The organism is Pseudomonas mendocina (genome assembly GCF_900636545.1).
Lineage (GTDB): Bacteria > Pseudomonadota > Gammaproteobacteria > Pseudomonadales > Pseudomonadaceae > Aquipseudomonas > Aquipseudomonas mendocina.
Window position 1 is genome coordinate 4,570,871 of sequence record NZ_LR134290.1, and the last position, 20,274, is coordinate 4,591,144.

The following is a 20,274-nucleotide window of genomic DNA, read 5'->3' on the forward strand; positions in this document are numbered from 1 at the left end:
AGCTTGCGCCGCGCTCCCACTTGCGGGAGCGGGCGCAAGCCAGGCGCATCAGCCTATCGACGGCAACATGCCGGCCGGCAGTAGCGGCGTCAGCACGCGCTCGGCCAGCAGCTCGTCGGCGGCGGCGATGTCCGGGGCGAAGAAGCGATCCTCGACGTAGTACGGCACCTTGGCGCGCAGCGTCTGGCGGGCCTGTTCCAGCGCCGGCGTGCTCTTCAGACCTTCGCGGAAGTCCAGGCCCTGGCAGGCGCCCAGCCATTCCACGGCGAGCACACCACGGGTGTTGGCGGCCATATCCCAAAGGCGCTTGCCGGCGTTCGGCGCCATGGAAACGTGGTCTTCCTGGTTGGCCGAAGTGGGCAGGCTGTCGACGCTGTGCGGATGGGCCAGCGCCTTGTTGTCGCTGGCCAGGGCTGCGGCGGTGACCTGGGCGATCATGAAGCCGGAGTTCACCCCGCCATTGGCCACCAGGAACGGCGGCAGTTGCGACATGTGCTTATCCATCATCAGCGAGATACGGCGCTCGGAAAGCGAACCGATCTCGGCGATGGCCAGGGCGATATTGTCGGCAGCCATGGCCACGGGTTCTGCGTGGAAGTTGCCACCGGAAATCACCTCGCCTTCGGCAGCGAACACCAGCGGGTTGTCAGAGACCGCGTTGGCCTCGACGCCGAGCACCTCGGCAGCCTGGCGCAGCTGGGTCAGGCAGGCGCCCATGACCTGGGGCTGGCAACGCAGCGAGTACGGGTCCTGCACCTTGTCGCAGGCGGCGTGGGAGCGGCCGATCTCGCTGCTGTCGCCGAGCAGGTGACGGAAAGCGGCCGCTGCGTCGATCTGCCCGCGCTGGCCGCGAGCTGAATGGATGCGCGCATCGAAGGGCGAGCGCGAACCGAGCAGCGCCTCGACGCTGAGCGCACCGCAGACGCTGGCGGCGGCGTACAGGTCTTCAGCCTCGAACAGGCCGCGCAGGGCGTAGGCAGTGGACACTTGAGTGCCGTTGAGCAGGGCCAGGCCCTCCTTGGCGGCCAGGGTCATCGGCTCCAGGCCGGCGATGGCCAGTGCCTCGGTGGCCGGCAGCCATTGGCCCTTGTGGCGCGCCTGGCTTTCGCCGAGCAATACCAGCGACATATGCGCCAGCGGCGCCAGGTCACCGGAGGCACCGACCGAGCCTTTCAGCGGGATATGCGGGTAGACCTCGGCATTGACCAGGGCGATCAGCGCCTCGATCACCTGGCGGCGGATGCCGGAAAAGCCGCGGGCCAGGCTGTTGATCTTCAGCAGCATGATCAGCCGCACCATGGCATCGCTCAGCGGCTCGCCGATACCGGCGGCGTGGGACAGCACCAAGGAGCGCTGCAGCTTTTCCAGATCGTCGTTGGCGATGCGGGTCGAGGCCAGCAGGCCGAAACCTGTGTTGATGCCGTAGGCGGTGCGGCCCTCGGCGATGATCTGGTTGACGCTGGCGACGCTGGCGTCGATGGCCTGATGGGCGCTGGCGTCCAGGGTCAGTTGCACGGGGGCCTGGTAGGCGGCGCGCAGGTTGGCCAGGGTCAGGTGGCCGGGTTTCAGATTCAGGGTGGTCATGTTCTGTTCTTCCACGGGGTGAGTTCGCGCCTGGCGAATCAGAGCCGAATAATGGCTGAAGTCGCGATGCTTGCAGTGATTGATGCGCCGGCCCAGCGGGCCGGCGTCGAACTTGCCTTAACCGATCATCGGCAGATTCAGGCCCTGCTCCTTGGCACAATCGATAGCGATCTGGTAACCGGCATCGGCATGACGCATCACGCCAGTGCCCGGGTCGTTGGTCAGCACGCGGGCAATGCGCGCGGCGGCTTCATCGGTGCCATCGCAGACGATGACCATACCCGAATGCTGGGAGAAACCCATGCCCACGCCACCGCCGTGGTGCAGCGACACCCAGGTGGCTCCGCTGGCGGTGTTGAGCAGGGCGTTGAGCAGCGGCCAGTCGGACACGGCGTCGGAGCCATCCTGCATCGCTTCGGTCTCGCGGTTGGGGCTGGACACCGAGCCGCTGTCCAAGTGGTCGCGGCCGATGACGATGGGCGCACTCAGCTCACCGCTACGCACCATCTCGTTGAACGCCAGGCCCAGCTTGGCGCGCAGACCCAGGCCCACCCAGCAGATACGCGCCGGCAGACCCTGGAAGGCGATGCGCTCGCGGGCCATGTCCAGCCAGCGGTGCAGATGGGCGTCGTCCGGGATCAGTTCCTTGACCTTGGCGTCGGTTTTGTAGATGTCCTCGGGATTGCCGGACAGCGCCGCCCAACGGAACGGGCCGATGCCGCGGCAGAACAGCGGGCGGATGTAGGCCGGGACGAAGCCGGGGAAATCGAAGGCATTGCTCACGCCTTCTTCCTTGGCCATCTGGCGGATGTTGTTGCCGTAGTCGAAGGTCGGCACGCCCATCTTCTGGAAGTCGAGCATGGCCTGCACATGCACAGCCATGGACTGCTTGGCCGCCTTGACCACGCCAGCCGGGTCGGTGGCTGCGCGACCCTTGTATTCGGCCCAAGTCCAGCCGATCGGCAGGTAGCCGTTGAGCGGATCGTGGGCGCTGGTCTGGTCGGTGACCATATCCGGGCGCACGCCACGGCGTACCAGTTCCGGCAGGATCTCGGCGGCGTTGCCCAGCAGAGCGACGGAGATGGCCTTGCCTTCTGCGCAGTATTTGGCAATGCGCGCCAGGGCGTCGTCCAGATCGGTGGCCTGCTCGTCGACGTAACGGCTGCGCAGGCGGAAATCGATGCTGGTCTGCTGGCATTCGATGTTCAGCGAGCAGGCGCCAGCCAGGGTGGCGGCCAGCGGCTGGGCACCGCCCATGCCACCCAGACCCGCGGTCAGCACCCAGCGGCCCTTGAGGTTGCCGGCGTAGTGCTGGCGACCGGCTTCGACGAAGGTTTCATAGGTGCCCTGGACGATGCCCTGGCTACCGATGTAGATCCACGAACCGGCGGTCATCTGGCCGTACATGGCCAGCCCCTTGGCGTCGAGCTCGTTGAAGTGCTCCCAGCTCGCCCAGTGCGGCACCAGGTTGGAGTTGGCGATCAGTACGCGCGGCGCATTGCTATGGGTCTTGAACACGCCGACCGGCTTGCCGGATTGCACCAGCAGGGTCTCGTCGTCATTCAGCTCCTTGAGGGTCTCGACGATCTTGTCGTAGCACTCCCAGTTACGCGCGGCGCGGCCGATACCGCCATAAACCACCAACTCCTTGGGGTTCTCGGCCACGTCCGGGTCGAGGTTGTTCATCAGCATGCGCAGCGGCGCTTCGGTCAGCCAGCTCTTGGCGGTGAGCGTGGTGCCGCGCGGGGCGCGGATTTCGGTGTCGCGGAACTTGGTCATGTTGCGGGCTCCTGTGGGAACGGGTCAGTGGTGGGCGGTCAGAGCCAACCCAGAAATTGGGCGAGGTAGGCCAGGGGGATGGCCAGCAGCAGGCTGAGCAGGGTGCGCTGCAGCCAGATCAGCAGCAGGTGGCCCAGGCTCAGCGGAATTCGCGTGGCCAGCACGCAGGGAATCGAGGCGGAGAGAAACAGCACGCTGCTGACCGAAACGATGGCGGTGACGAACTTCACCAGCACGTCGGCATCCTTTAGCAGCATCGCCGGCAGGAACATCTCGGCCAGGCCGGCGGACATGGCGCGGGCCACCTGCATGGGCTCTTCCAGGCCGAATAGCCAGGTCAGCGGGTAGAGCAGCACGCCGAGGGCGTCGAACAGCGGCGTGTACTTGGCGGCGAGCAAGCCGAGCAGGCCGACGGCGAGAATGCTCGGCAGGATGGCGGCGGTCATGCGCAGGCCATCGACGAAAGTTTCACGCAGCGCCGAGCCCAGCGAGGGCGCCACGCTGGCCTGCTGCATGCCGGCGCGCCAGGCGCTGCCCAGGCGGCTTTCACCGGGTTGCAGCTGCGCCTCGGGCGTGGATTCGGACGGCAGGCGCGACAGCGGGTAGATGCGTGCGCTGATCGCAGTGACGGCGAAGGTCACCACCATCGCGCCCCAGAAATACAGGTTCCACTGGCCCATCAGGCCCAGGGTCTTGGCGATGATCACCATGAACGGCGCCGACACGGTGGAGAAGCCGGTGGCGATGATCGCCGCCTCGCGCACGCTGTAATGGCCCTGCTGGTACATGCGGTCGGTGATCAGCAGGCCCACCGAGTAGCTGCCGACGAAGGACGCCACAGCGTCGATGGCCGACTTGCCCGGCGTGCGCCAGATCGGCCGCATCACCGGCTGCATCAGCACGCCGATCAGCTCCAGCAGGCCGAAGCCTATCAGGAACACCAGGGCCAGCGAACCCAGCGGCACGATCAGCGCCAGGCTGAGCACCAGTTTCTCGAACAGAAACGGCAGCATGCCCGGCTGGTACAGCGCCTGCGGGCCAAGCTGCAGCAGGTAGGCGGCGCCGATCTGCAGGCCGAACACCTTGAGCACGCTGAATACCGTATGGGTCAGGCTGCGCCGCCAACTGCCGTCGAGCCAGGGCGCCAGCGCGCCGTAGAGCATGAACAGCAGCGCCACGCCGATCACCAGTGGCCGCGCGTGCAGTTGCAGGGCGCTGGCGGCGTGGTCGAGCAGGATGGTCGAGCGCCCGGCGATCTCGAACGGCACGAAGAACAGCAGCAGGCCGATCAGGCTGTAACCCAGCAGGCGCGCCAGCGCGCGTGGGCGCGATACGCCGTCACTCAAGGACAGGGACTCAGACATGGCGCGGCTCCTGGCCGCGGCGGGCGGTGATGAACATCGGGGTTTCCTCGTAGTTATTTTTGTGCGGGAAAACGTCGGGCTCAGAGGCTGAGCAGATGAATCAGCCGCGCCGCCACCTTGGCGGTACGGTTGTCGATGTCGTACTCGGGGTTGATCTCGGCCAGGTCGGCCAGGCGCAGCTTGCCGCTGGCCTTGAGCCGTTCGAGCAGCGGCTCCAGCAGTTCCAGGCGCACGCCACGCGCCGCTGGGGCGCTGACGCCCGGCGCTTCGCAGGCCGGCAGCACGTCGATGTCGATGGTCAGGTAGAGCGCGTCGCAGTCGGCGGCGAAGGCGTCCAGCTCGGCGCCGATGGCATCGAGGGTGGACTCGCGAATCTCGTGATCCTCGCGCACCAGCACGTTCAGCTCGGCGGCGCGGGCGAACAGCGCGCGGGTATTGCTGGCGCGGCTGACGCCGAGGCAGGCGTAGCGGAACGGCCAGCCACGGGTGGCGCACTGCTCGGCGATCTGCGCGAAGGGCGTGCCGGAGGAATGCACATGGGCCGGGTCGCGCAGGTCGAAATGGGCGTCGAAATTGATGATGCCAATCTTCGGCGCAGGGTTGCCGGACAGGTGCTCGGCCAGGCCCGACCAGCTGCCGAAGGCCACCTCATGCCCGCCGCCGATCACCAGCGGCAGATGGCCGGCGTCCAGCATCGCGCAGACGTTTTGACCAAGACGCGCCTGCGCGGCTTCCAGATCGCCGTCTTCGCAGGTGACGTCACCGGCGTCATAAGCCGGCGCCTGACGGTGCCAGGCGAGGTTGGCCAGCGCCTTGCGTACGCTCTGCGGCGCGCCGGCGGCGCCGACGCGGCCATGGTTGCGGCGCACGCCTTCGTCGCAGGCGAAGCCGAGCAGGGCCAGGCCCGGCTGGCTGTCTTCGGCCAGCGGCTGGATACGTTGGTGCCAGCGCGCGCTGTCGGTTTCGGGATCGATGCGGCCGGTCCAGGCGCTCATGCAATGACGGTCAGCGTGCATAAACCACTTCTCCATTGAAAACGCGCTGGCGCAGGCGCCCGGCCTGCACCGCGTAGGCCAGTTCGGCCGGTTGCTGGATATCCCACAGGCACAGATCAGCAGGCGCGCCGACGGCGATGCGGCCGAGGTCGGGTAGGCCGAGAGCGCGAGCACCGTGGGCGGTCATACCGGCCAGGGCCTCGCGCGGGGTGAGGCGAAACAGGGTGCAGGCCAAGTTGGCCATCAGCGTCGGCATGCAGATTGGCGAGGTGCCGGGGTTGGCGTCGCTGGCCACCGCCATCGGCACACCGTACTGGCGCAGCAGCTCGATGGGCGGCAGCTGGGTTTCACGCAGCACGTGGAAAGCACCGGGCAGTAACACGGCCACGGTGCCGGCCTCGGCCATGGCGCGCACGCCGGCTTCATCCAGGTATTCGATATGGTCGGCGGACAGCGCGCCGTAGCGTGCGGCCAGGGCACTGCCGCCCAGGTTGGACAGTTGCTCGGCATGGGCCTTGATCGCCAGGCCGTGGGCCTGGGCTGCCTGATAGATGCGTTCGCACTGCGCCGGGGAAAAGCCGATGCCTTCGCAGAACACGTCCACTGCATCGGCCAGCCGTTCATGGACTGCGGCCGGGATCATCTCGTCGCAGACCAGGCTGACGTAGTCGTCGGCGCGGCCGCCGTATTCCGGCGGCAGGGCATGGGCACCGAGCAGGGTAGTGAGCACCCGCACCGGGCGCAGTTCACCGAGGCGGCGGGCCACGCGCAGCATCTTCAGTTCGTCGGCAAGGGTCAGGCCGTAACCGGACTTTATCTCCACTGTGGTCACGCCATCGGCCAGCAGCGCATCGAGACGCGGCAGGCTGGCGGCGATCAGCTCGTCTTCGCCGGCGGCGCGGGTGGCGCGCACGCTGCTGATGATTCCACCGCCGTTACGGGCGATGGTTTCGTAGCTGACACCTTCCAGGCGCTGCTCAAACTCACCAGCGCGGTCACCGGCGTACACCAGATGGGTGTGGCAATCGACCAGCCCCGGAGTCATCACGCCGCCACGCCCAGCTTCGACTGCACCTTGAGCCAGCGCCTCGTCGAAGGTGCTCGACGGCCATAGGCCGGCAATGCAACCGTCCTCGACCAGCAGGTTCATCGCCTCGTCCAACTGCGCCAGGCCATCGAAGACCTGCACATCGCGCCAGAGCTGTTTCGAGGTGGAATGCATCGGCATGGGATTCTCCCGGCTTATTTTGTATATACAATATGGACTGATTCAATTGCCGTCAAGCCATGACCATCCGTACGATCCAATGATAAAGCCACTTAGCGAGACGCCAGCTGTCTACGTAAATAGCCTATTAGCCAGCTAGAAGCATTTATTCAGAGACACGAATACCCGCTCCGTGATCGAAACCACTCGTCGCATCACTCGTTATGTATATACATTTGGAGAGCTAATGCCTTTCACTCTGCTCGATCCCACAATGGCCCTCGCCATGCCCTGGAAGAACGGCGGCGGTACGACGCTGCAACTGGCCATCTCGCCTGCGGGCGCGGGCCTGGAGGATTTCGCCTGGCGCATCAGCAGTGCTCAGGTAGCGGTGGGCGGAGCCTTTTCCAGCTTCCCAGACATCGACCGCAGCCTGACCGTGCTCGCCGGCAAGGGCTTGTGCTTGCAACGCGAGGATGGCCGGATCGAAACGTTGCACAGCGGTGGTGCCATAGCGGCTTTTCCAGGCGAAGAGGCAATCGACGCGCAATTGCTGGACGGCCCGATCACCGACCTCAATCTGATGACCCGACGAAGCCTCTGGACGCATCAGGTGCAGTTGCTGAAATGGCAGGGAACCCAGGAACTGGAAAACGATGCGGCGGTACTGCTGCTGTGGAATGCAGCCGAGAGCGCAGTCGACGTGAATGCTGGCGGTGCGATGCACCCGCTAGCGGCGGGAAACGGCTTGCTGATCGAGAACGAACCCGGCCAGTTGCACCTGCGCGCACAACGCCCCGCCCTGCTCTACGTGGCCAGGCTGAACCCGTGCGCCCCCTGAAATGAAAAGCCCCGGCACACGGGCCGGGGCTCAAGATGCAGCGTGATTAGAACTGCGTAGCATCCAGCAGATACAGCGACTCGCTGCCGGCTTTGACCGATGCGCTCAGCGAGTGGATACGCGGCAGCAGGCGAGCGAAGTAGAAGCGTGCGGTGCCCAGCTTGCTGGCGTAGAACTCGTCCTGCCCTTCCTTGCCCAACGCGGCGCGGGCCATCAGCGCCCACATGTAGGCGTAGGCGGTGTAGCCGAAGGCCTGCAGGTACTCGACCGAAGCGGCGCCGATTTCGTTGGGGTTGCTCTGCGCCCGATCCACGACCCAGGCGGTCAGCTCATCCAGGTTCTGTACGGCGGCCGCCAGCGGCTGAGTAAATTCGGCCAGCGAGGCATCAGCCGAGGCGACGAAGGCTTTGATCTCGTCAGCGAAGTGCTTGTAGTAGCTGCCACCGCTACCGACGATCTTGCGCCCGACCAGATCCAGCGACTGGATACCGTTGGTGCCTTCGTAGATCTGGGTGATGCGGCAGTCGCGCACCAGTTGCTCCTGGCCCCACTCGCGAATGAAGCCGTGGCCGCCGAAAATCTGCTGGCCATGCACGGTGGTTTCCAGCGCCATGTCGGTGAGGAAGGCTTTCGCCACCGGCGTCAGCAGCGCCACCAGTTCGTCGGCACGCTTGGCGGTGTCCTTGTCCTCGCTGTACTTGGCGGTGTCGAGCTGCATGGCGACGTAGCTGGAGAAGGCGCGACCACCCTCGTTCAGCGCTTTCATGGTTAGCAGCATGCGGCGCACGTCCGGATGCACGATGATCGGGTCGGCCGCCTTGTCCTTGGCCACCGGGCCGGTCGGCGCGCGGCTCTGGATACGCTCGCGGGCGTATTCGACGGCGCTCTGATAGCTGCGCTCGCCCAGGGCCAGGCCCTGAATACCAACGCCCAGGCGCTCGTAGTTCATCATGGTGAACATCGCCGCCAGGCCCTTGTTCACTTCGCCGATCAGGTAGCCGGTGGCACCGTCGAAGTTCATCACGCAGGTGGCCGAAGCCTTGATGCCCATCTTGTGCTCGATGGAGCCACAGCCCAGTGCGTTCCTCTCGCCCAGCGAGCCGTCGGCATTGACCATGACCTTCGGCACCAGGAACAGCGAGATGCCTTTCGGGCCAGCCGGTGCGTCCGGCAGCTTGGCCAGCACCAGATGGATGATGTTCTCGGTCAGGTCGTGCTCGCCGCCGGTAATGAAGATCTTGGTGCCACTGATCTTGTAACTGCCGTCGGCCTGAGGTTCGGCCTTGGTGCGGATTATCCCTAAGTCGGTACCGGCATGCGGCTCGGTCAGGCACATGGAGCCGGCCCAGACGCCGGCGTACATGTTCGGCAGGTACTGCTGCTTCAGCTCTTCGCTGGCGTGATTGAGGATCGACAGGCAAGCGCCGGAGGTGAGCATCGGGTACAGGCCGAAGGACAGGCTGGCCGAGTTGACCATTTCCTCGACCTGGGCGCCGATCACCTTGGGCATGCCCATGCCGCCGAACTCCGGCGCGCCACCTACACCGACCCAGCCGCCTTCGGCGTAGGTACGGTAGGCCTCGGGGAAGCCTGCCGGAGTCTTCACGTTGCCGTTGTCCCAGGAGCAACCTTCCTCGTCGCCGCTACGGTTCAGCGGGGCGATGCTGCCCGCGGTGACCTTGCCGGCCTCTTCGAGAATGGCGTTGGCGGTGTCTTCATCCACCACTTCGGCCAGGGCCGGCAGCTCGGCCCACAGCTTGGAGACTTCGAATACTTCATTGAGCACGAAGCGCATGTCGCGCAGGGGGGCTTTGTAATCGGCCATGACACATCCTCAGAAACGGACTTACGTGAGAGAACCGAGTTTACTTGAACAACTTTACAGACACATAGGGTCGTGTTGTGACTAATAATCCACAAAAGGTCAGCAGCTACCTGATGTAAAAATCACGCCCTTCATCCATCGCAAAGCGTTTTGCACCGTTCGTCTGCAAACGCTTCAATCTCGGCCCGACGTCAGCCTGACAGCGCCCCGCCGCTGCCCGGCAATGCGAATGCAGTTGCGCCCGGCCGCCTTGGCGCTGTACAGGGCCTTGTCCGCTTCCTTGATCACTTCCTGCGGGTTGCGCTGCTCGCTCTGACGCTCGGCAACGCCCATGCTCACGGTTACCGACACTTCGCTGGCCGCCTTGCCAGCACGGCGCTGCTTGCCCTCACGATCATCGCTCGGCCGGCTTTGCTTATCGCGCAACTGCATGCGGTATTGCTCGATGGCCAGGCGCACCGCCTCCATGTACGGCATGCACTGCTCCACGCTCTTGCCGGGGAATAGCAGGGTGAATTCCTCACCACCGTAGCGATAGGCCTTGCCGCTGCCACCGACCTTGCGCAGCTGGCTGGCGACCAGGCGCAACACCTGATCCCCTACGTCATGGCCATGGGTGTCGTTGAATTTCTTGAAGTGGTCGACATCGACCATGGCAATAACGTACTCACGTCCCAGGCGCTGCAGACGCTCGTTGAGCGCACGCCGCCCCGGCAGCCCGGTCAGTTCGTCACGGAAGGCCATCTGGTAGGCCTCGTGGGCCACGGCGGCCACCAGCATGAGCATTACCAGGCTAACCATCACCTGCAGCGCGTTGGCCAGGATGAATACCTGCGGCAGCATCCACAGCAGGCCGAACAACCCCACCAGTTGCGCAGCATGCAGCGGGCGCGGCCGGCGCAGGTACTGCATCAGCAATGCGATGAACGCGAGCAGGAAGGCCAGGTAGGACAGTTGCGCGAGATTCATCCAGGCGCCGTGCAGCGACGGCCAGTGAATCTGCGCCAGCCAATCGGCGATGCCCTGCGGATAACGCCGCGCGAGCCCGACGGTCACGGCGCTGACCGCCAGCAGCACCAAGCTGCGGGCAAACATGTCCTGCAGTAGATGCGAACGCTCCTCCCAGCAGCCGTACAGGGCATAAAGCAGGGGCAAAAGCAGGCAGATCAGGTGAAAGACCAATGCAGCGTCACCGCGCACCTGACCATTGTCACGAAAGTGATCGACCTGGGTATCCAGCAGGAAGTAACTGACATACAGCGCCAACAACAGGAACACTTCACGCTGACGGCCGTAGACCAGGCAGAAGGCGCCACCAAGCAGCAGCAGTAGAGTCGGCAGCACATTGAAAAGGGAGATGAAGAACTCGCTCAGTACCGGCAAGCGTGCAGCCACCAAGGCACCGACCAGCAACGGCAACGATGAAAAGAAGTGACTGAGGCGCAGATTGGCCAGACGTATCACGCTGACATCCTTGGCGAGAGATGAAGGCATTTTGCCTGCTTCGACTCATGAAAACAGCGACAGGATGCGACATTCGCTTCAGTGCACGGCGCAAAAACGACAACGCCGCCCGAAGGGGCGGCGTTGTCGTTCAACCTAACGGATAGGGCATCGAGCCGATCTTAGAAGCCCAGAGCGAAGTGCTCTTCGTCCATGTCCATCAGGTTGCTGGCGCCGGACAGCATGGCTTCGACGTGCGTACGGGTACGCGGCAGGATACGTGCGAAGTAGAAGCGCGCGGTCTGCAGCTTGGCCTTGTAGAAAGCCTCGTCGTTGGTACCGGCAGCCAGTTTCTCGGCAGCCAGGCGCGCCATGTCGGCCCAGAAGTAGGCCAGGCAGGCGTAGCCGGAGTACATCAGGTAATCCACCGAAGCGGCACCGACTTCCTCGCGATCTTTCATCGCCGCCATGCCGATCTTCATGGTGATGTCGCCCCACTCCTTGTTCAGCTTGGCCAGCGGCTCGACGAACTCCTTGACGGACTCGTTGCCTTCGTTGGCCTGGCAGAACTTGTGGACGATCTTGGTGAAGTTCTTCAGGGCACCGCCCTGAGTCATCAGCACCTTGCGGCCCAGCAGGTCCAACGCCTGAACGCCGGTGGTGCCTTCGTACATCATGGAGATGCGGCAGTCGCGCAGATTCTGCTCCATGCCCCACTCACTGATGAAGCCATGGCCACCGTAGATCTGCATACCGTGGGAGGCGGACTCGAAGCCCACTTCGGTCATGAAGGCCTTGGCGATCGGAGTCAGGAAAGCCAGCAGCTCATCAGCCGCTTTCTTCTCTTCTTCGTTCTGGCTGTGCTGAACGATGTCCACTTGCTTGGCGGTGAAGTAGACCATGGCGCGGTTGCCTTCGGCGAACGCTTTCATGGTCAACAGCATGCGGCGTACATCCGGATGCACGATGATCGGGTCAGCGGCCTTTTCCGGTGCTTTCGGGCCGGTCAGCGAACGCATCTGCAGACGCTCGCGAGCGTACTTGATGCCGCCCTGGAAACCGATTTCGGCATGGGCCAGGCCTTGCAGCGCGGTGCCCAGACGAGCGGTGTTCATGAAGGTGAACATGCAGTTCAGGCCTTTGTTGGCCGGACCGATCAGGAAGCCGGTGGCGCCGTCGAAGTTCATCACGCAGGTGGCGTTACCGTGGATGCCCATCTTGTGCTCGATGGAGCCACAGGACACAGCGTTACGCTCGCCTACGCCGCCTTCGGCGTTGGGCAGGAACTTCGGCACGATGAACAGCGAGATACCCTTGGTACCGGCCGGCGCATCGGGCAGGCGGGCCAGAACGATATGGACGATGTTATCGGCCATGTCGTGCTCACCCGCGGAGATGAAGATCTTGGTACCGGAAACCTTGTAGCTGCCATCGGCCTGCGGTTCGGCCTTGGTGCGCAGCATGCCCAGGTCGGTGCCGCAATGCGGCTCGGTCAGGCACATGGTGCCGGTCCACTCGCCGGAAACCAGCTTGGTCAGGTAAGTGTGCTTCTGCTCGTCGGTACCGTGGGCACTCAGGGTGTTCATCGCGCCATGGCTCAGGCCCGGGTACATGCCCCAGGACCAGTTGGCCGAACCGACCATTTCGCTGACCGCCAGACCGAGCGACTCAGGCAGGCCCTGGCCGCCGTGCTCGACGTCATGGGCCAGGCTCGGCCAGCCACCTTCGACGAACTGCTGATAAGCCTCTTTGAAGCCGGTCGGGGTCTTCACGCCGGATTCGCTCCAGGTGCAGCCCTCGGTGTCACCCACACGGTTCAGCGGTGCCAGAACCTGCTCGCAGAACTTGGCGCCTTCTTCGAGGATGGCGTCGACCATGTCCGGAGTGGCGTCCTGACAACCTGGCAGGCTCTGGTAGTGAGCTTCATAGCCCAGCAGCTCGTCACGAACGAAACGAATGTCACGCAAGGGGGCCTTGTAGTCAGGCATAACGGTAAACCTCTGCGGTGGATTCCTAGTAGTTGGGGTGACCGTCTTGGCGGTCGCTCTCGGGATCACTCCCGGCTGCCTGGCCACTGAGGCTGCGGCCGAAGCAATCAAACAGGCGTTTGAAACATACGTTTACGCCATCCCCTTGTCAAGCGCTGCCAATCGGCCGCTATGCGACCAGATCGATGCGCGGCTCCGAGGCGGGCAATTCGCCCAGACTCCGATAAAGATCAAGATTAGGCGCTGGTGGCGAAGCCTGCCGCGATTGCTCGGCCGGCTGTTCATCGGCAGAGCTAGCGTCGTCACGGGCCTTGCGCTCTTCGACGGCATTGCTGGTCTCTTCCCGTCGCAGTTCGGCCAGTTCGACGCGCGCCTGCGCCGCTTGCGCCTGGGCCAGAGCGGCTACGCGCAAATCCTGCGCAGAGGGTTCGATGGGGGCGAGCGCCGCACGCAAGACGATCTCCATCTTGCGCAGCGTCGCCTCGGGGTCGTTGGGGACGGGGGAGGTATCGATGCCTACTTCACCGGACACAGCGTAACGCTGACCATCCGGACCACGCTTGAAGCTGTAGGTAGGCGAGCCGGCGTGCTGCCCACCTACAGCCGCATGTGCCTGCTCGTGAGTGCGGACCTCGCGGTCGCGCTGTACGAGATCGGTGATTTCCAGCTGTCGCTGGCGTTGCTCCTGGGGCGTGAGCTTTGGTTCGCCCGGGCGAGTCGGTGAGTTGGCGTCGCGATCTGCCTCCTCTCGTCCGGAGGCAGCCGAGTCAGCCTGCTGCTCTTGTGGCGCGGCGACCGGTGCCAGGTCCGCACGGGCGATATCGGCAGACACATCGGATGACAGCGGCCTGGCCGGACTGACAGCGGGCGCTGGAGTGAAAGCTGGAAGGCTGTTGCCGATTTGCATGAGCGCCCTCCTGCCTCGCCAGCGGACGCATCCGCGGCCGGGGTAAAACTACCTACGCACGGGTGTCGATCAAGGTCCCCAGCACCTCGTCAGCCGTATCGACGACACGCGCATTGGCACGCACTTCGTTTTCACCGACACGCAACGCCACGAGACTCTCGGTCAGGTCGGGGCGGGTGCGCTCGGAAGTCTGTGAACTGGGGTTGACCTGATTCTGCGGCGGGGTCTGGGTGGCTTGCTGCGACGGGTTGACCGTGTTGCTGGCGATATCACTGGCAGCCTGATCGACACGGCGTTGTCCGGCCTGGATACCGTTCAAACCCGAATTGAATGCGTTGGCGGAGATTTCCATCGGCAGCCCCCTGGGGGATGTAGAACCTAATGGCCAGTATTGAAGCAGAAATCGGCTAAAAAACGTACAGACAAAAGGCTATGATCGCGTTGCTGTTTATTACCAGCCAGGTAATCGTTCCAGATCGAGGTAAGCCGATACGGCATCGGCCCTAGCAGCCACCAGCCGCGGCACATGTCCCAGGCATGGGGCCGGCAAGCGTTCGGCGAGGGTCGCCAAGTTGTCTTCCAGTCGCGATGTTTGCGGCTCGACGATATTGGCCACCCAACCCGCCAATTGCAGACCATCGCGGACGATGGCTTCGGCGCTCAGCACGGCGTGGTTGATGCAACCCAGGCGCACACCGACTACCAGAATCACCGGCAAACCCAGCGCGATGGCCAGATCCGAGAGCGTCTGCTCGCCTGCCAGCGGCACACGCCAGCCACCCGCCCCCTCGACGAGAGTGAAACCGGCGCACTTGTCCAGAACGCTCCGCACAGGTTGGTAGAGGCTGGCGACATCCAGCTCGACGCCAACTTCGCGGGCCGCCAGGTGAGGGGCGATGGCTGGTTCGAAGGCCAGCGGGTTGACCTCCTCGTAGCGCAGCGGCAGCGAGCACTGCGCCAGCAGCGCCAGCGCGTCGTCATTGCGCAGCCCCTGTGCCGTCCTCATGCAACCGGAAGCCACCGGCTTGGCCGCCGCAGTACTCAGCCCATGCAGGCGCGCGGCATGCAGCAGGCCAGCGGCGATGGTGGTCTTGCCGACCTCGGTATCGGTGCCGGTCACGAAGTAGGCCTGGGCCATTACAGCTCCTCGAATCAACGTCCCTGGGGTTAAACCGGTTTCTGCAGCACGCCGTAGACGACCTGATAGGTCGCAGGCAGGCCCAGAGGCTGACGAAAGCGCTCGTAGGCCTGGATCAGTGCGCGAATGCGCGAGCGCCCGGTCAAGCCACTCGGCCGCCCCGGATTCAGGTTGTGCGCACCGAGGTCCTTGAGCGAAGCAGTCAGGTTGCGCAGGTCAGGGAAATGCAGCACTTCGGCCTGACGCAGCAAGGTCAGCGGCTGCAAAGCGCTGGCCGCGCAGATCTGCTGATAATCCTCGAAACGACGAAAGCGATTGACGTGGACGAAGCCGTCGACCGCCAGCCAGCTGTCACGCAGCTCCTGCAGGGTACCCACACACAGGCTGGAAAACGCCAGCACACCACCAGGGCGCAACACCCGCTGCGCCTCGCTCAGCACCTGCGGAAGATCGCCGCACCATTGCAGCGCCAGGCTGGAGAACAGCAAGTCGACACTGGCGTCCTGCAGTGGCAGGGCCTCGGCGTCGCCAGCGATGAAATGCGCAGCACCGCCCTGCGGCCTGGCATGACGCAACATACCCTCTGCGATATCCAACGCCAGCCCTTCGCCCCGCGCATAACGCTCGGCGAGGGCACGGGTGAAATGGCCCGTGCCGCAGCCCAGATCGAGCCAGCGACGTGGCAGCAGCGAAGTTGGCAAACGCGCCAGCAACTGTGCACCGACATTGCGCTGCAATTCGGCCACCGAGTCGTAGCTGCCTGCTGCGCGGGAGAACGATGCGGCGACCTGACGTTTATCCGGACCGCGGGGTGCGCCGTGCGCATCAGGGAACTCATGAGGCGTCACACGCAGCTCAGACATCACTGGCCTCACGGATGAAATCGAGCATCAAGGTCGCCAGGGCATCTGCCTGCTCGCGCACAAAGGCATGGCCGCATTCTTCCAGCACGTCCACCTCACCCGCAGGCAACAGTGCCAGCAGTGCGTCGCCTGCCGCCGCTGGCACCAGCGCATCCTGCTCGGCCAGTAGATGCAATTGCGGCCCGCTGTATGCCGCCAGCGCAGCGCGACTGTCCAAGCTCGCCAGCAGGCGTAGCCCGGCCAGCAGAGCGGACTCGTCGCTGCTCGACAGATGGCGTTGCAACTGCCGCGACAGGCCGCGCGCGTCAGCGCCACCCTGGGCACAGAGCATGGCGAAACGTTTGAGCGTAGCTCCGGGGTTCTCCTGGCAGCTCTCATAGAAGGCTGCGTAGGTCTGTGCCGGCATGGCCGTCGGCCAGCTATCGCTGGCGACGAAACAGGCATTGCTGGCCAGGGTGATCAGGCCGCGACAGCGCTCGCCTCGGCGAGCCGCCAGTGCAGTGGCGAGCATGCCGCCGAGCGACCAGCCGGCCAGCCAGCAATCATGCGGCAGGCGTGTGTCCAGTTCGTCGAGCCAGTCGGCGGTGGCAGCGCTGCCTAACCGCGGCAGGGCCGGCACTTGCACGCTCAGCTCGTATCCCAGCGCGTCCGCCAATGGTTGCAGCACGGCGCCATCAAGGCCCCAGCCCGGCAATAGAATCAGCGTCTCACGCATCGGTCTGTACCTGCGGCCAGCACTCGGCCAACGCGTCGAGCAAGTGTTCAAGCTGTGCATCGCTGTGCGCAGCGGACAGGGTTACGCGCAAGCGGGCACTGCCCGCCGGTACGGTCGGCGGACGGATGGCACCGACCAGCAGGCCGCGATCCTTGAGCAGGGCAGACAGCTTGAGGGCGCGAGCACTGTCACCGACCAGAATCGGTTGAATCGGCGTCGGGCTGTCCATCAGGCTCAAACCGATCTCGGCGGCCCCCTGACGAAAACGCCCGATCAAGCGAGCCAGATGCTCGCGCCGCCAGTGTTCGCTGCGAAGTAGTTCCAGGCTTTTCAGCGTCGCGCAGGCCACCGCCGGCGGCTGGCTGGTGGTGTAGATGTAGGGGCGGGCGAACTGGATCAGCGTCTCGATCAACGCCTCACTGCCGGCAACGAAAGCCCCTGCCGTACCGAAGGCCTTGCCCAGGGTGCCGACCAGCACCTGCACGTCATCCAGGCCCAGACCGAAGTGCTCGACGATACCGCCCCCCGTCGCCCCCAGCGGGCCGAAGCCATGGGCATCGTCGACCATCACCCAGGCCTGGGCCGCACGCGCCTCGGCGCACAATGCAGGAAGGTCGGCCAGATCGCCGTCCATGCTGAACACGCCATCGGTCACCACCAGGCAGTTGCCGGCGGCCTTGTGCAGACGACTGGCCAGGCTTGCCGCATCGTTGTGCAGGTAGCGGGAGAATCGCGCCCCCGAGAGCAGGCCGGCATCGAGCAGCGAGGCATGATTGAGGCGATCCTCCAGCACGCTATCGCCCTGCCCCACCAGCGCAGTGACCACGGCCAGATTGGCCATATAACCGGTGGAGAACAGCAGCGCACGCGGCCTTCCGGTGAACGCGGCCAGCGCCTCTTCAAGCTCATGGTGCGGTGTGCTGTGGCCGATCACCAGGTGCGAGGCGCCGCCACCGACACCCCATTTTTCCGCACCCTGCTGCAGTGCGCGAATCACCTCGGGATGATTGGCCAGGCCGAGATAGTCATTGGAGCAGAAGGCTAGCAACTGCCGACCGTCCGCCTCCACCAGCGGGCCCTGCGGAGTCTGCAGCAGCGGACGCTGGCGGAACAGATCGGCGGCCTGGCGCTCAGCCAGGCGCGTAGCAAGATCAAAGCTCATGCATGTTTTCCGTAGGAGCGAGCGTCGCGAGCGAAAAACCAGGACAGGAGGTCATTCGCGAGCAGAGCTCGCTCCCACATAAAAGGAATCAGGCCGAAGCGGCGTTGTAGAACAGCTTGGAGTCACGCTGCTCGACCAGCGCCTGCTCGATGGCCGCCTGATGCACCTCGTCGGCATGCTCTTCGCGCTCTTCCGGCTTGATGCCGAGGCGCTTGAACAGGGCCATGTCCTTGTCCGCCTGCGGGTTGGCGGTGGTCAGCAGCTTCTCGCCATAGAAGATCGAGTTGGCGCCCGCCATGAAGGCCAGGGCCTGCATCTGCTCGTTCATCTGCTCGCGGCCGGCGGACAGGCGCACGTGGGATTTCGGCATCATGATCCGCGCTACGGCCAGGGTACGGATGAAGTCGAACGGGTCGACATCCTTCTCCTCGGCCAATGGCGTGCCCTTGACCTTGACCAGCATGTTGATCGGCACGCTCTCCGGATGCTCCGGCAGGTTGGCCAACTGGATCAGCAACCCGGCGCGATCATCCACCGACTCGCCCATGCCGAGGATGCCGCCCGAGCAGATCTTCATCCCCGCTTCACGCACGTAGGCCAGGGTCTGCAGGCGCTCGCCGTAGGTACGGGTGGTGATGATGTTGCCGTAGAACTCCGGCGAGGTATCGAGGTTGTGGTTGTAGTAGTCCAGGCCGGCATCGGCCAGCGCCTGGGTCTGCTCCTGATCCAAACGGCCGAGGGTCATGCAGGTTTCCAGGCCGAGCTTCTTCACGCCTTTGACCATCTCCAGCACGTAGGGCATGTCCTTGGCCGACGGGTGTTTCCACGCCGCGCCCATGCAGAAGCGCGTGGAGCCGATGGCCTTGGCCTCGGCGGCCGCCTCCAGCACCTTCTGCACCTCCATCAGCTTTTCCTTGTCCAGGCCGGTGTTGTAGTGGCCGGACTGCGGGCAGTACTTGCAGTCTTCCGGGCAGGCGCCGGTCTTGATCGACAACAGCGTCGAGACCTGCACGCGGTTGGGGTCGAAGTGCTGACGATGGACGCTCTGCGCCTGGAACAACAGGTCGTTGAATGGCTGCTCGAACAGCGCGCGAACCTCGGCGAGGCTCCAGTCGTGGCGGGTGGTGATTTGGGCGGTTGCGCTCATCTGAGAAGTCCTTCGACGCTTGGCGGCATCTGTTGTCGGGCCCATGGGGGCATTCAGGCTTTGGCCATCATAAGTGGCGATAGGATGCTGTCAACCACCACAAAGACAAAGGTTTACATTTGATCAATTAACAACCAATAGAACTTATGTCATGGCACAAGGCCAAATGCTTACCCCTACCACAGGATGTTCTGCATGCAGGTTGAAGGTTTTTTCGAAGGACTCGGCGAAGCGCTGGGTCGCGCCATCCGTTTCATCGTCGACATGCTGTCCGGCGTGCTGGGTGCCATGGCCGACGCCATCGACGACTTTCTCCAGGGTCTGGCCCGGGCCATCGGCATGGACGTATCGATCTTCAGCATCATCCTGCTGATCATCGGCCTGCTGTTTCTCTTCAGCGGTGTTCGCTCGTTACTGCGCGGCTCGATCATCGGTGGTGTGATCTGGCTGTTTCTCGGTCTGGTGGTGATGGGCTGGCTCATCCGCTAGCACGGACTAAGCTTGTGGCATCACCGCTCACGGAAGAGCCGCCATGCCCCCGTTCGACCTCATCGCGCTGCGACGCCTGCCCTGGCTCCGGCCACGACGCCATTGCCCGCTCTGCGATGAAACCTCCGACCACCCCACCCACAACATCTGCACCGCCTGCGAAGCCGAGCTGCCGTGGCTCGGGCCACACTGCCGGATCTGCGCGGTGCCGCTGTCGGCTCAGGGCATGATCTGCGGCGCATGCCAGAAGAAACCACCGAGTTTCAGCCGCGTGGAAGCGCCCTGGCGCTATGCCTTCCCGGTCGACAACCTGATCACCCGCTTCAAGCACCAGGGGCAATGGCCCTACGGTCGTCTGCTCGCTGAGCTGCTGGCCGAACACCTGGTCCACGCCTATGACGAAGGCCTGCCTCGCCCACAGGCGCTGCTGCCGGTACCTCTGGCACGCAGACGACAACGGCAGCGCGGCTTCAACCAGGCGCAGATGCTGGCCGACTGGCTTGGCGCCAGCCTGAAGCTGCCGGTACAAAGTGACTGGCTGCAGCGCCGCGTCGACACACCTGCCCAGCAAGGCCTGGATGCCGCCACACGCAAACGTAATCTGCGCCAGGCGTTCAGCCTGCAAGTGCAGGCCGCAATTGCCGGTGCCCACCTGGCGCTGATCGACGACGTACTCACCACCGGCGCCACCGCTGACATGCTCGCCCAGCTACTGCGCCGCGCCGGTGCCCTGCGCGTCGATGTCTATTGCCTGGCTCGCACGCCGCGGCCGGGCGATGGCTGACTTGACGCGCCAGGCACAGTCGCGCACCGTGCCCAGCATCTTT

The 20,274-nt window shown here is 64.4% G+C and carries 18 protein-coding genes; 3 read left to right on the forward strand and 15 right to left on the reverse strand.

Annotation, left to right across the window (positions count from 1 at the left end; genetic code table 11):
- Positions 1–48 precede the first annotated feature (48 nt).
- The 5 genes from hutH to hutI form a co-directional block, all read right to left on the reverse strand.
- Positions 49–1,584 carry a histidine ammonia-lyase gene (hutH, locus tag EL191_RS21455; protein ID WP_041980179.1) on the reverse strand — a complete coding sequence of 512 codons (1,536 nt, stop codon included), beginning with the start codon at positions 1,582–1,584 and terminating at the stop codon, positions 49–51.
- Between the two features lie 117 nt (positions 1,585–1,701).
- Positions 1,702–3,363, reverse strand: coding sequence for a urocanate hydratase (hutU, locus tag EL191_RS21460; protein ID WP_041980180.1), 1,662 nt, complete (start codon positions 3,361–3,363; stop codon positions 1,702–1,704).
- A 38-nt stretch (positions 3,364–3,401) separates the two neighbouring features.
- Positions 3,402–4,727, reverse strand: a complete 1,326-nt coding sequence (locus EL191_RS21465) for a YjiH family protein (protein WP_041980181.1) — start codon at positions 4,725–4,727, stop codon at positions 3,402–3,404.
- Positions 4,728–4,807: 80 nt separating this feature from the next.
- Positions 4,808–5,743, reverse strand: coding sequence for a formimidoylglutamase (gene hutG, locus EL191_RS21470; protein WP_041980182.1), 936 nt, complete (start codon positions 5,741–5,743; stop codon positions 4,808–4,810).
- Positions 5,733–6,950, reverse strand: coding sequence for an imidazolonepropionase (hutI, locus tag EL191_RS21475; protein WP_041980183.1), 1,218 nt, complete (start codon positions 6,948–6,950; stop codon positions 5,733–5,735). The genes hutG and hutI overlap by 11 nt, the downstream gene beginning before the upstream one ends.
- A 226-nt stretch (positions 6,951–7,176) precedes the next feature.
- Between hutI and EL191_RS21480 the strand changes: the two genes are divergently transcribed.
- Positions 7,177–7,770 carry a HutD/Ves family protein gene (locus EL191_RS21480; protein ID WP_041980184.1) on the forward strand — a complete coding sequence of 198 codons (594 nt, stop codon included), beginning with the start codon at positions 7,177–7,179 and terminating at the stop codon, positions 7,768–7,770.
- 46 nt (positions 7,771–7,816) lie between these two features.
- Here EL191_RS21480 and EL191_RS21485 read toward each other — a convergent pair whose 3' ends face one another.
- The 10 genes from EL191_RS21485 to bioB form a co-directional block, all read right to left on the reverse strand.
- On the reverse strand, positions 7,817–9,595 hold the full coding sequence (locus EL191_RS21485) for an acyl-CoA dehydrogenase C-terminal domain-containing protein (RefSeq protein WP_041980185.1): 1,779 nt from the start codon (positions 9,593–9,595) through the stop codon (positions 7,817–7,819).
- A gap of 174 nt (positions 9,596–9,769) precedes the next feature.
- On the reverse strand, positions 9,770–11,089 hold the full coding sequence (locus EL191_RS21490) for a GGDEF domain-containing protein (RefSeq protein WP_374189632.1): 1,320 nt from the start codon (positions 11,087–11,089) through the stop codon (positions 9,770–9,772).
- Positions 11,090–11,220: 131 nt separating this feature from the next.
- Positions 11,221–13,026 (reverse strand): phenylacyl-CoA dehydrogenase, encoded by a 1,806-nt coding sequence (locus EL191_RS21495; RefSeq protein ID WP_041980186.1) that lies wholly within the window; start codon positions 13,024–13,026, stop codon positions 11,221–11,223.
- A 169-nt stretch (positions 13,027–13,195) separates the two neighbouring features.
- Positions 13,196–13,933, reverse strand: a complete 738-nt coding sequence (locus tag EL191_RS21500) for a putative metalloprotease CJM1_0395 family protein (protein ID WP_017363052.1) — start codon at positions 13,931–13,933, stop codon at positions 13,196–13,198.
- Between the two features lie 52 nt (positions 13,934–13,985).
- Complete coding sequence (locus EL191_RS21505; RefSeq protein ID WP_013717448.1) at positions 13,986–14,285, reverse strand: hypothetical protein; 300 nt, start codon at positions 14,283–14,285, stop codon at positions 13,986–13,988.
- Between the two features lie 99 nt (positions 14,286–14,384).
- Positions 14,385–15,071: a dethiobiotin synthase gene (bioD, locus tag EL191_RS21510; RefSeq protein WP_013717449.1), complete on the reverse strand. Its 687-nt coding sequence runs from the start codon at positions 15,069–15,071 to the stop codon at positions 14,385–14,387.
- Between the two features lie 29 nt (positions 15,072–15,100).
- Positions 15,101–15,934, reverse strand: a complete 834-nt coding sequence (gene bioC, locus EL191_RS21515; RefSeq protein WP_041980187.1) for a malonyl-ACP O-methyltransferase BioC — start codon at positions 15,932–15,934, stop codon at positions 15,101–15,103.
- Positions 15,927–16,649: an alpha/beta fold hydrolase gene (locus tag EL191_RS21520; RefSeq protein ID WP_041980188.1), complete on the reverse strand. Its 723-nt coding sequence runs from the start codon at positions 16,647–16,649 to the stop codon at positions 15,927–15,929. The genes bioC and EL191_RS21520 overlap by 8 nt, the downstream gene beginning before the upstream one ends.
- A complete protein-coding gene (gene bioF, locus EL191_RS21525; protein WP_041980190.1) occupies positions 16,642–17,811 on the reverse strand; it encodes an 8-amino-7-oxononanoate synthase in 1,170 nt (389 codons plus the stop codon). The genes EL191_RS21520 and bioF overlap by 8 nt, the downstream gene beginning before the upstream one ends.
- 88 nt (positions 17,812–17,899) lie before the next feature.
- Positions 17,900–18,958, reverse strand: coding sequence for a biotin synthase BioB (bioB, locus tag EL191_RS21530; RefSeq protein ID WP_041980191.1), 1,059 nt, complete (start codon positions 18,956–18,958; stop codon positions 17,900–17,902).
- Between the two features lie 195 nt (positions 18,959–19,153).
- On the opposite strand from bioB, the gene EL191_RS21535 reads away from it, so the two are divergent.
- Together EL191_RS21535 and EL191_RS21540 are read left to right on the forward strand one after the other, a co-directional pair.
- Positions 19,154–19,447, forward strand: coding sequence for a hypothetical protein (locus EL191_RS21535; protein ID WP_013717454.1), 294 nt, complete (start codon positions 19,154–19,156; stop codon positions 19,445–19,447).
- A 43-nt stretch (positions 19,448–19,490) separates the two neighbouring features.
- Positions 19,491–20,231 carry a ComF family protein gene (locus EL191_RS21540; protein WP_041769583.1) on the forward strand — a complete coding sequence of 247 codons (741 nt, stop codon included), beginning with the start codon at positions 19,491–19,493 and terminating at the stop codon, positions 20,229–20,231.
- Positions 20,232–20,274: the final 43 nt, after the last annotated feature.

Excerpts from the sequence above, each read along its gene's own strand:
- hutH (WP_041980179.1), bottom strand. The coding sequence starts at position 1,584 with ATGACCACCCTGAATCTGAAACCCGGCCACCTGACCCTGGCCAACCTG.
- hutU (WP_041980180.1), bottom strand. The coding sequence starts at position 3,363 with ATGACCAAGTTCCGCGACACCGAAATCCGCGCCCCGCGCGGCACCACG.
- EL191_RS21465 (WP_041980181.1), bottom strand. The coding sequence starts at position 4,727 with ATGTCTGAGTCCCTGTCCTTGAGTGACGGCGTATCGCGCCCACGCGCG.
- hutG (WP_041980182.1), bottom strand. The coding sequence starts at position 5,743 with ATGCACGCTGACCGTCATTGCATGAGCGCCTGGACCGGCCGCATCGAT.
- hutI (WP_041980183.1), bottom strand. The coding sequence starts at position 6,950 with ATGCCGATGCATTCCACCTCGAAACAGCTCTGGCGCGATGTGCAGGTC.
- EL191_RS21480 (WP_041980184.1), top strand. The coding sequence starts at position 7,177 with ATGCCTTTCACTCTGCTCGATCCCACAATGGCCCTCGCCATGCCCTGG.
- EL191_RS21485 (WP_041980185.1), bottom strand. The coding sequence starts at position 9,595 with ATGGCCGATTACAAAGCCCCCCTGCGCGACATGCGCTTCGTGCTCAAT.
- EL191_RS21490 (WP_374189632.1), bottom strand. The coding sequence starts at position 11,089 with ATGCCTTCATCTCTCGCCAAGGATGTCAGCGTGATACGTCTGGCCAAT.
- EL191_RS21495 (WP_041980186.1), bottom strand. The coding sequence starts at position 13,026 with ATGCCTGACTACAAGGCCCCCTTGCGTGACATTCGTTTCGTTCGTGAC.
- EL191_RS21500 (WP_017363052.1), bottom strand. The coding sequence starts at position 13,933 with ATGCAAATCGGCAACAGCCTTCCAGCTTTCACTCCAGCGCCCGCTGTC.
- EL191_RS21505 (WP_013717448.1), bottom strand. The coding sequence starts at position 14,285 with ATGGAAATCTCCGCCAACGCATTCAATTCGGGTTTGAACGGTATCCAG.
- bioD (WP_013717449.1), bottom strand. The coding sequence starts at position 15,071 with ATGGCCCAGGCCTACTTCGTGACCGGCACCGATACCGAGGTCGGCAAG.
- bioC (WP_041980187.1), bottom strand. The coding sequence starts at position 15,934 with ATGTCTGAGCTGCGTGTGACGCCTCATGAGTTCCCTGATGCGCACGGC.
- EL191_RS21520 (WP_041980188.1), bottom strand. The coding sequence starts at position 16,649 with ATGCGTGAGACGCTGATTCTATTGCCGGGCTGGGGCCTTGATGGCGCC.
- bioF (WP_041980190.1), bottom strand. The coding sequence starts at position 17,811 with ATGAGCTTTGATCTTGCTACGCGCCTGGCTGAGCGCCAGGCCGCCGAT.
- bioB (WP_041980191.1), bottom strand. The coding sequence starts at position 18,958 with ATGAGCGCAACCGCCCAAATCACCACCCGCCACGACTGGAGCCTCGCC.
- EL191_RS21535 (WP_013717454.1), top strand. The coding sequence starts at position 19,154 with ATGCAGGTTGAAGGTTTTTTCGAAGGACTCGGCGAAGCGCTGGGTCGC.
- EL191_RS21540 (WP_041769583.1), top strand. The coding sequence starts at position 19,491 with ATGCCCCCGTTCGACCTCATCGCGCTGCGACGCCTGCCCTGGCTCCGG.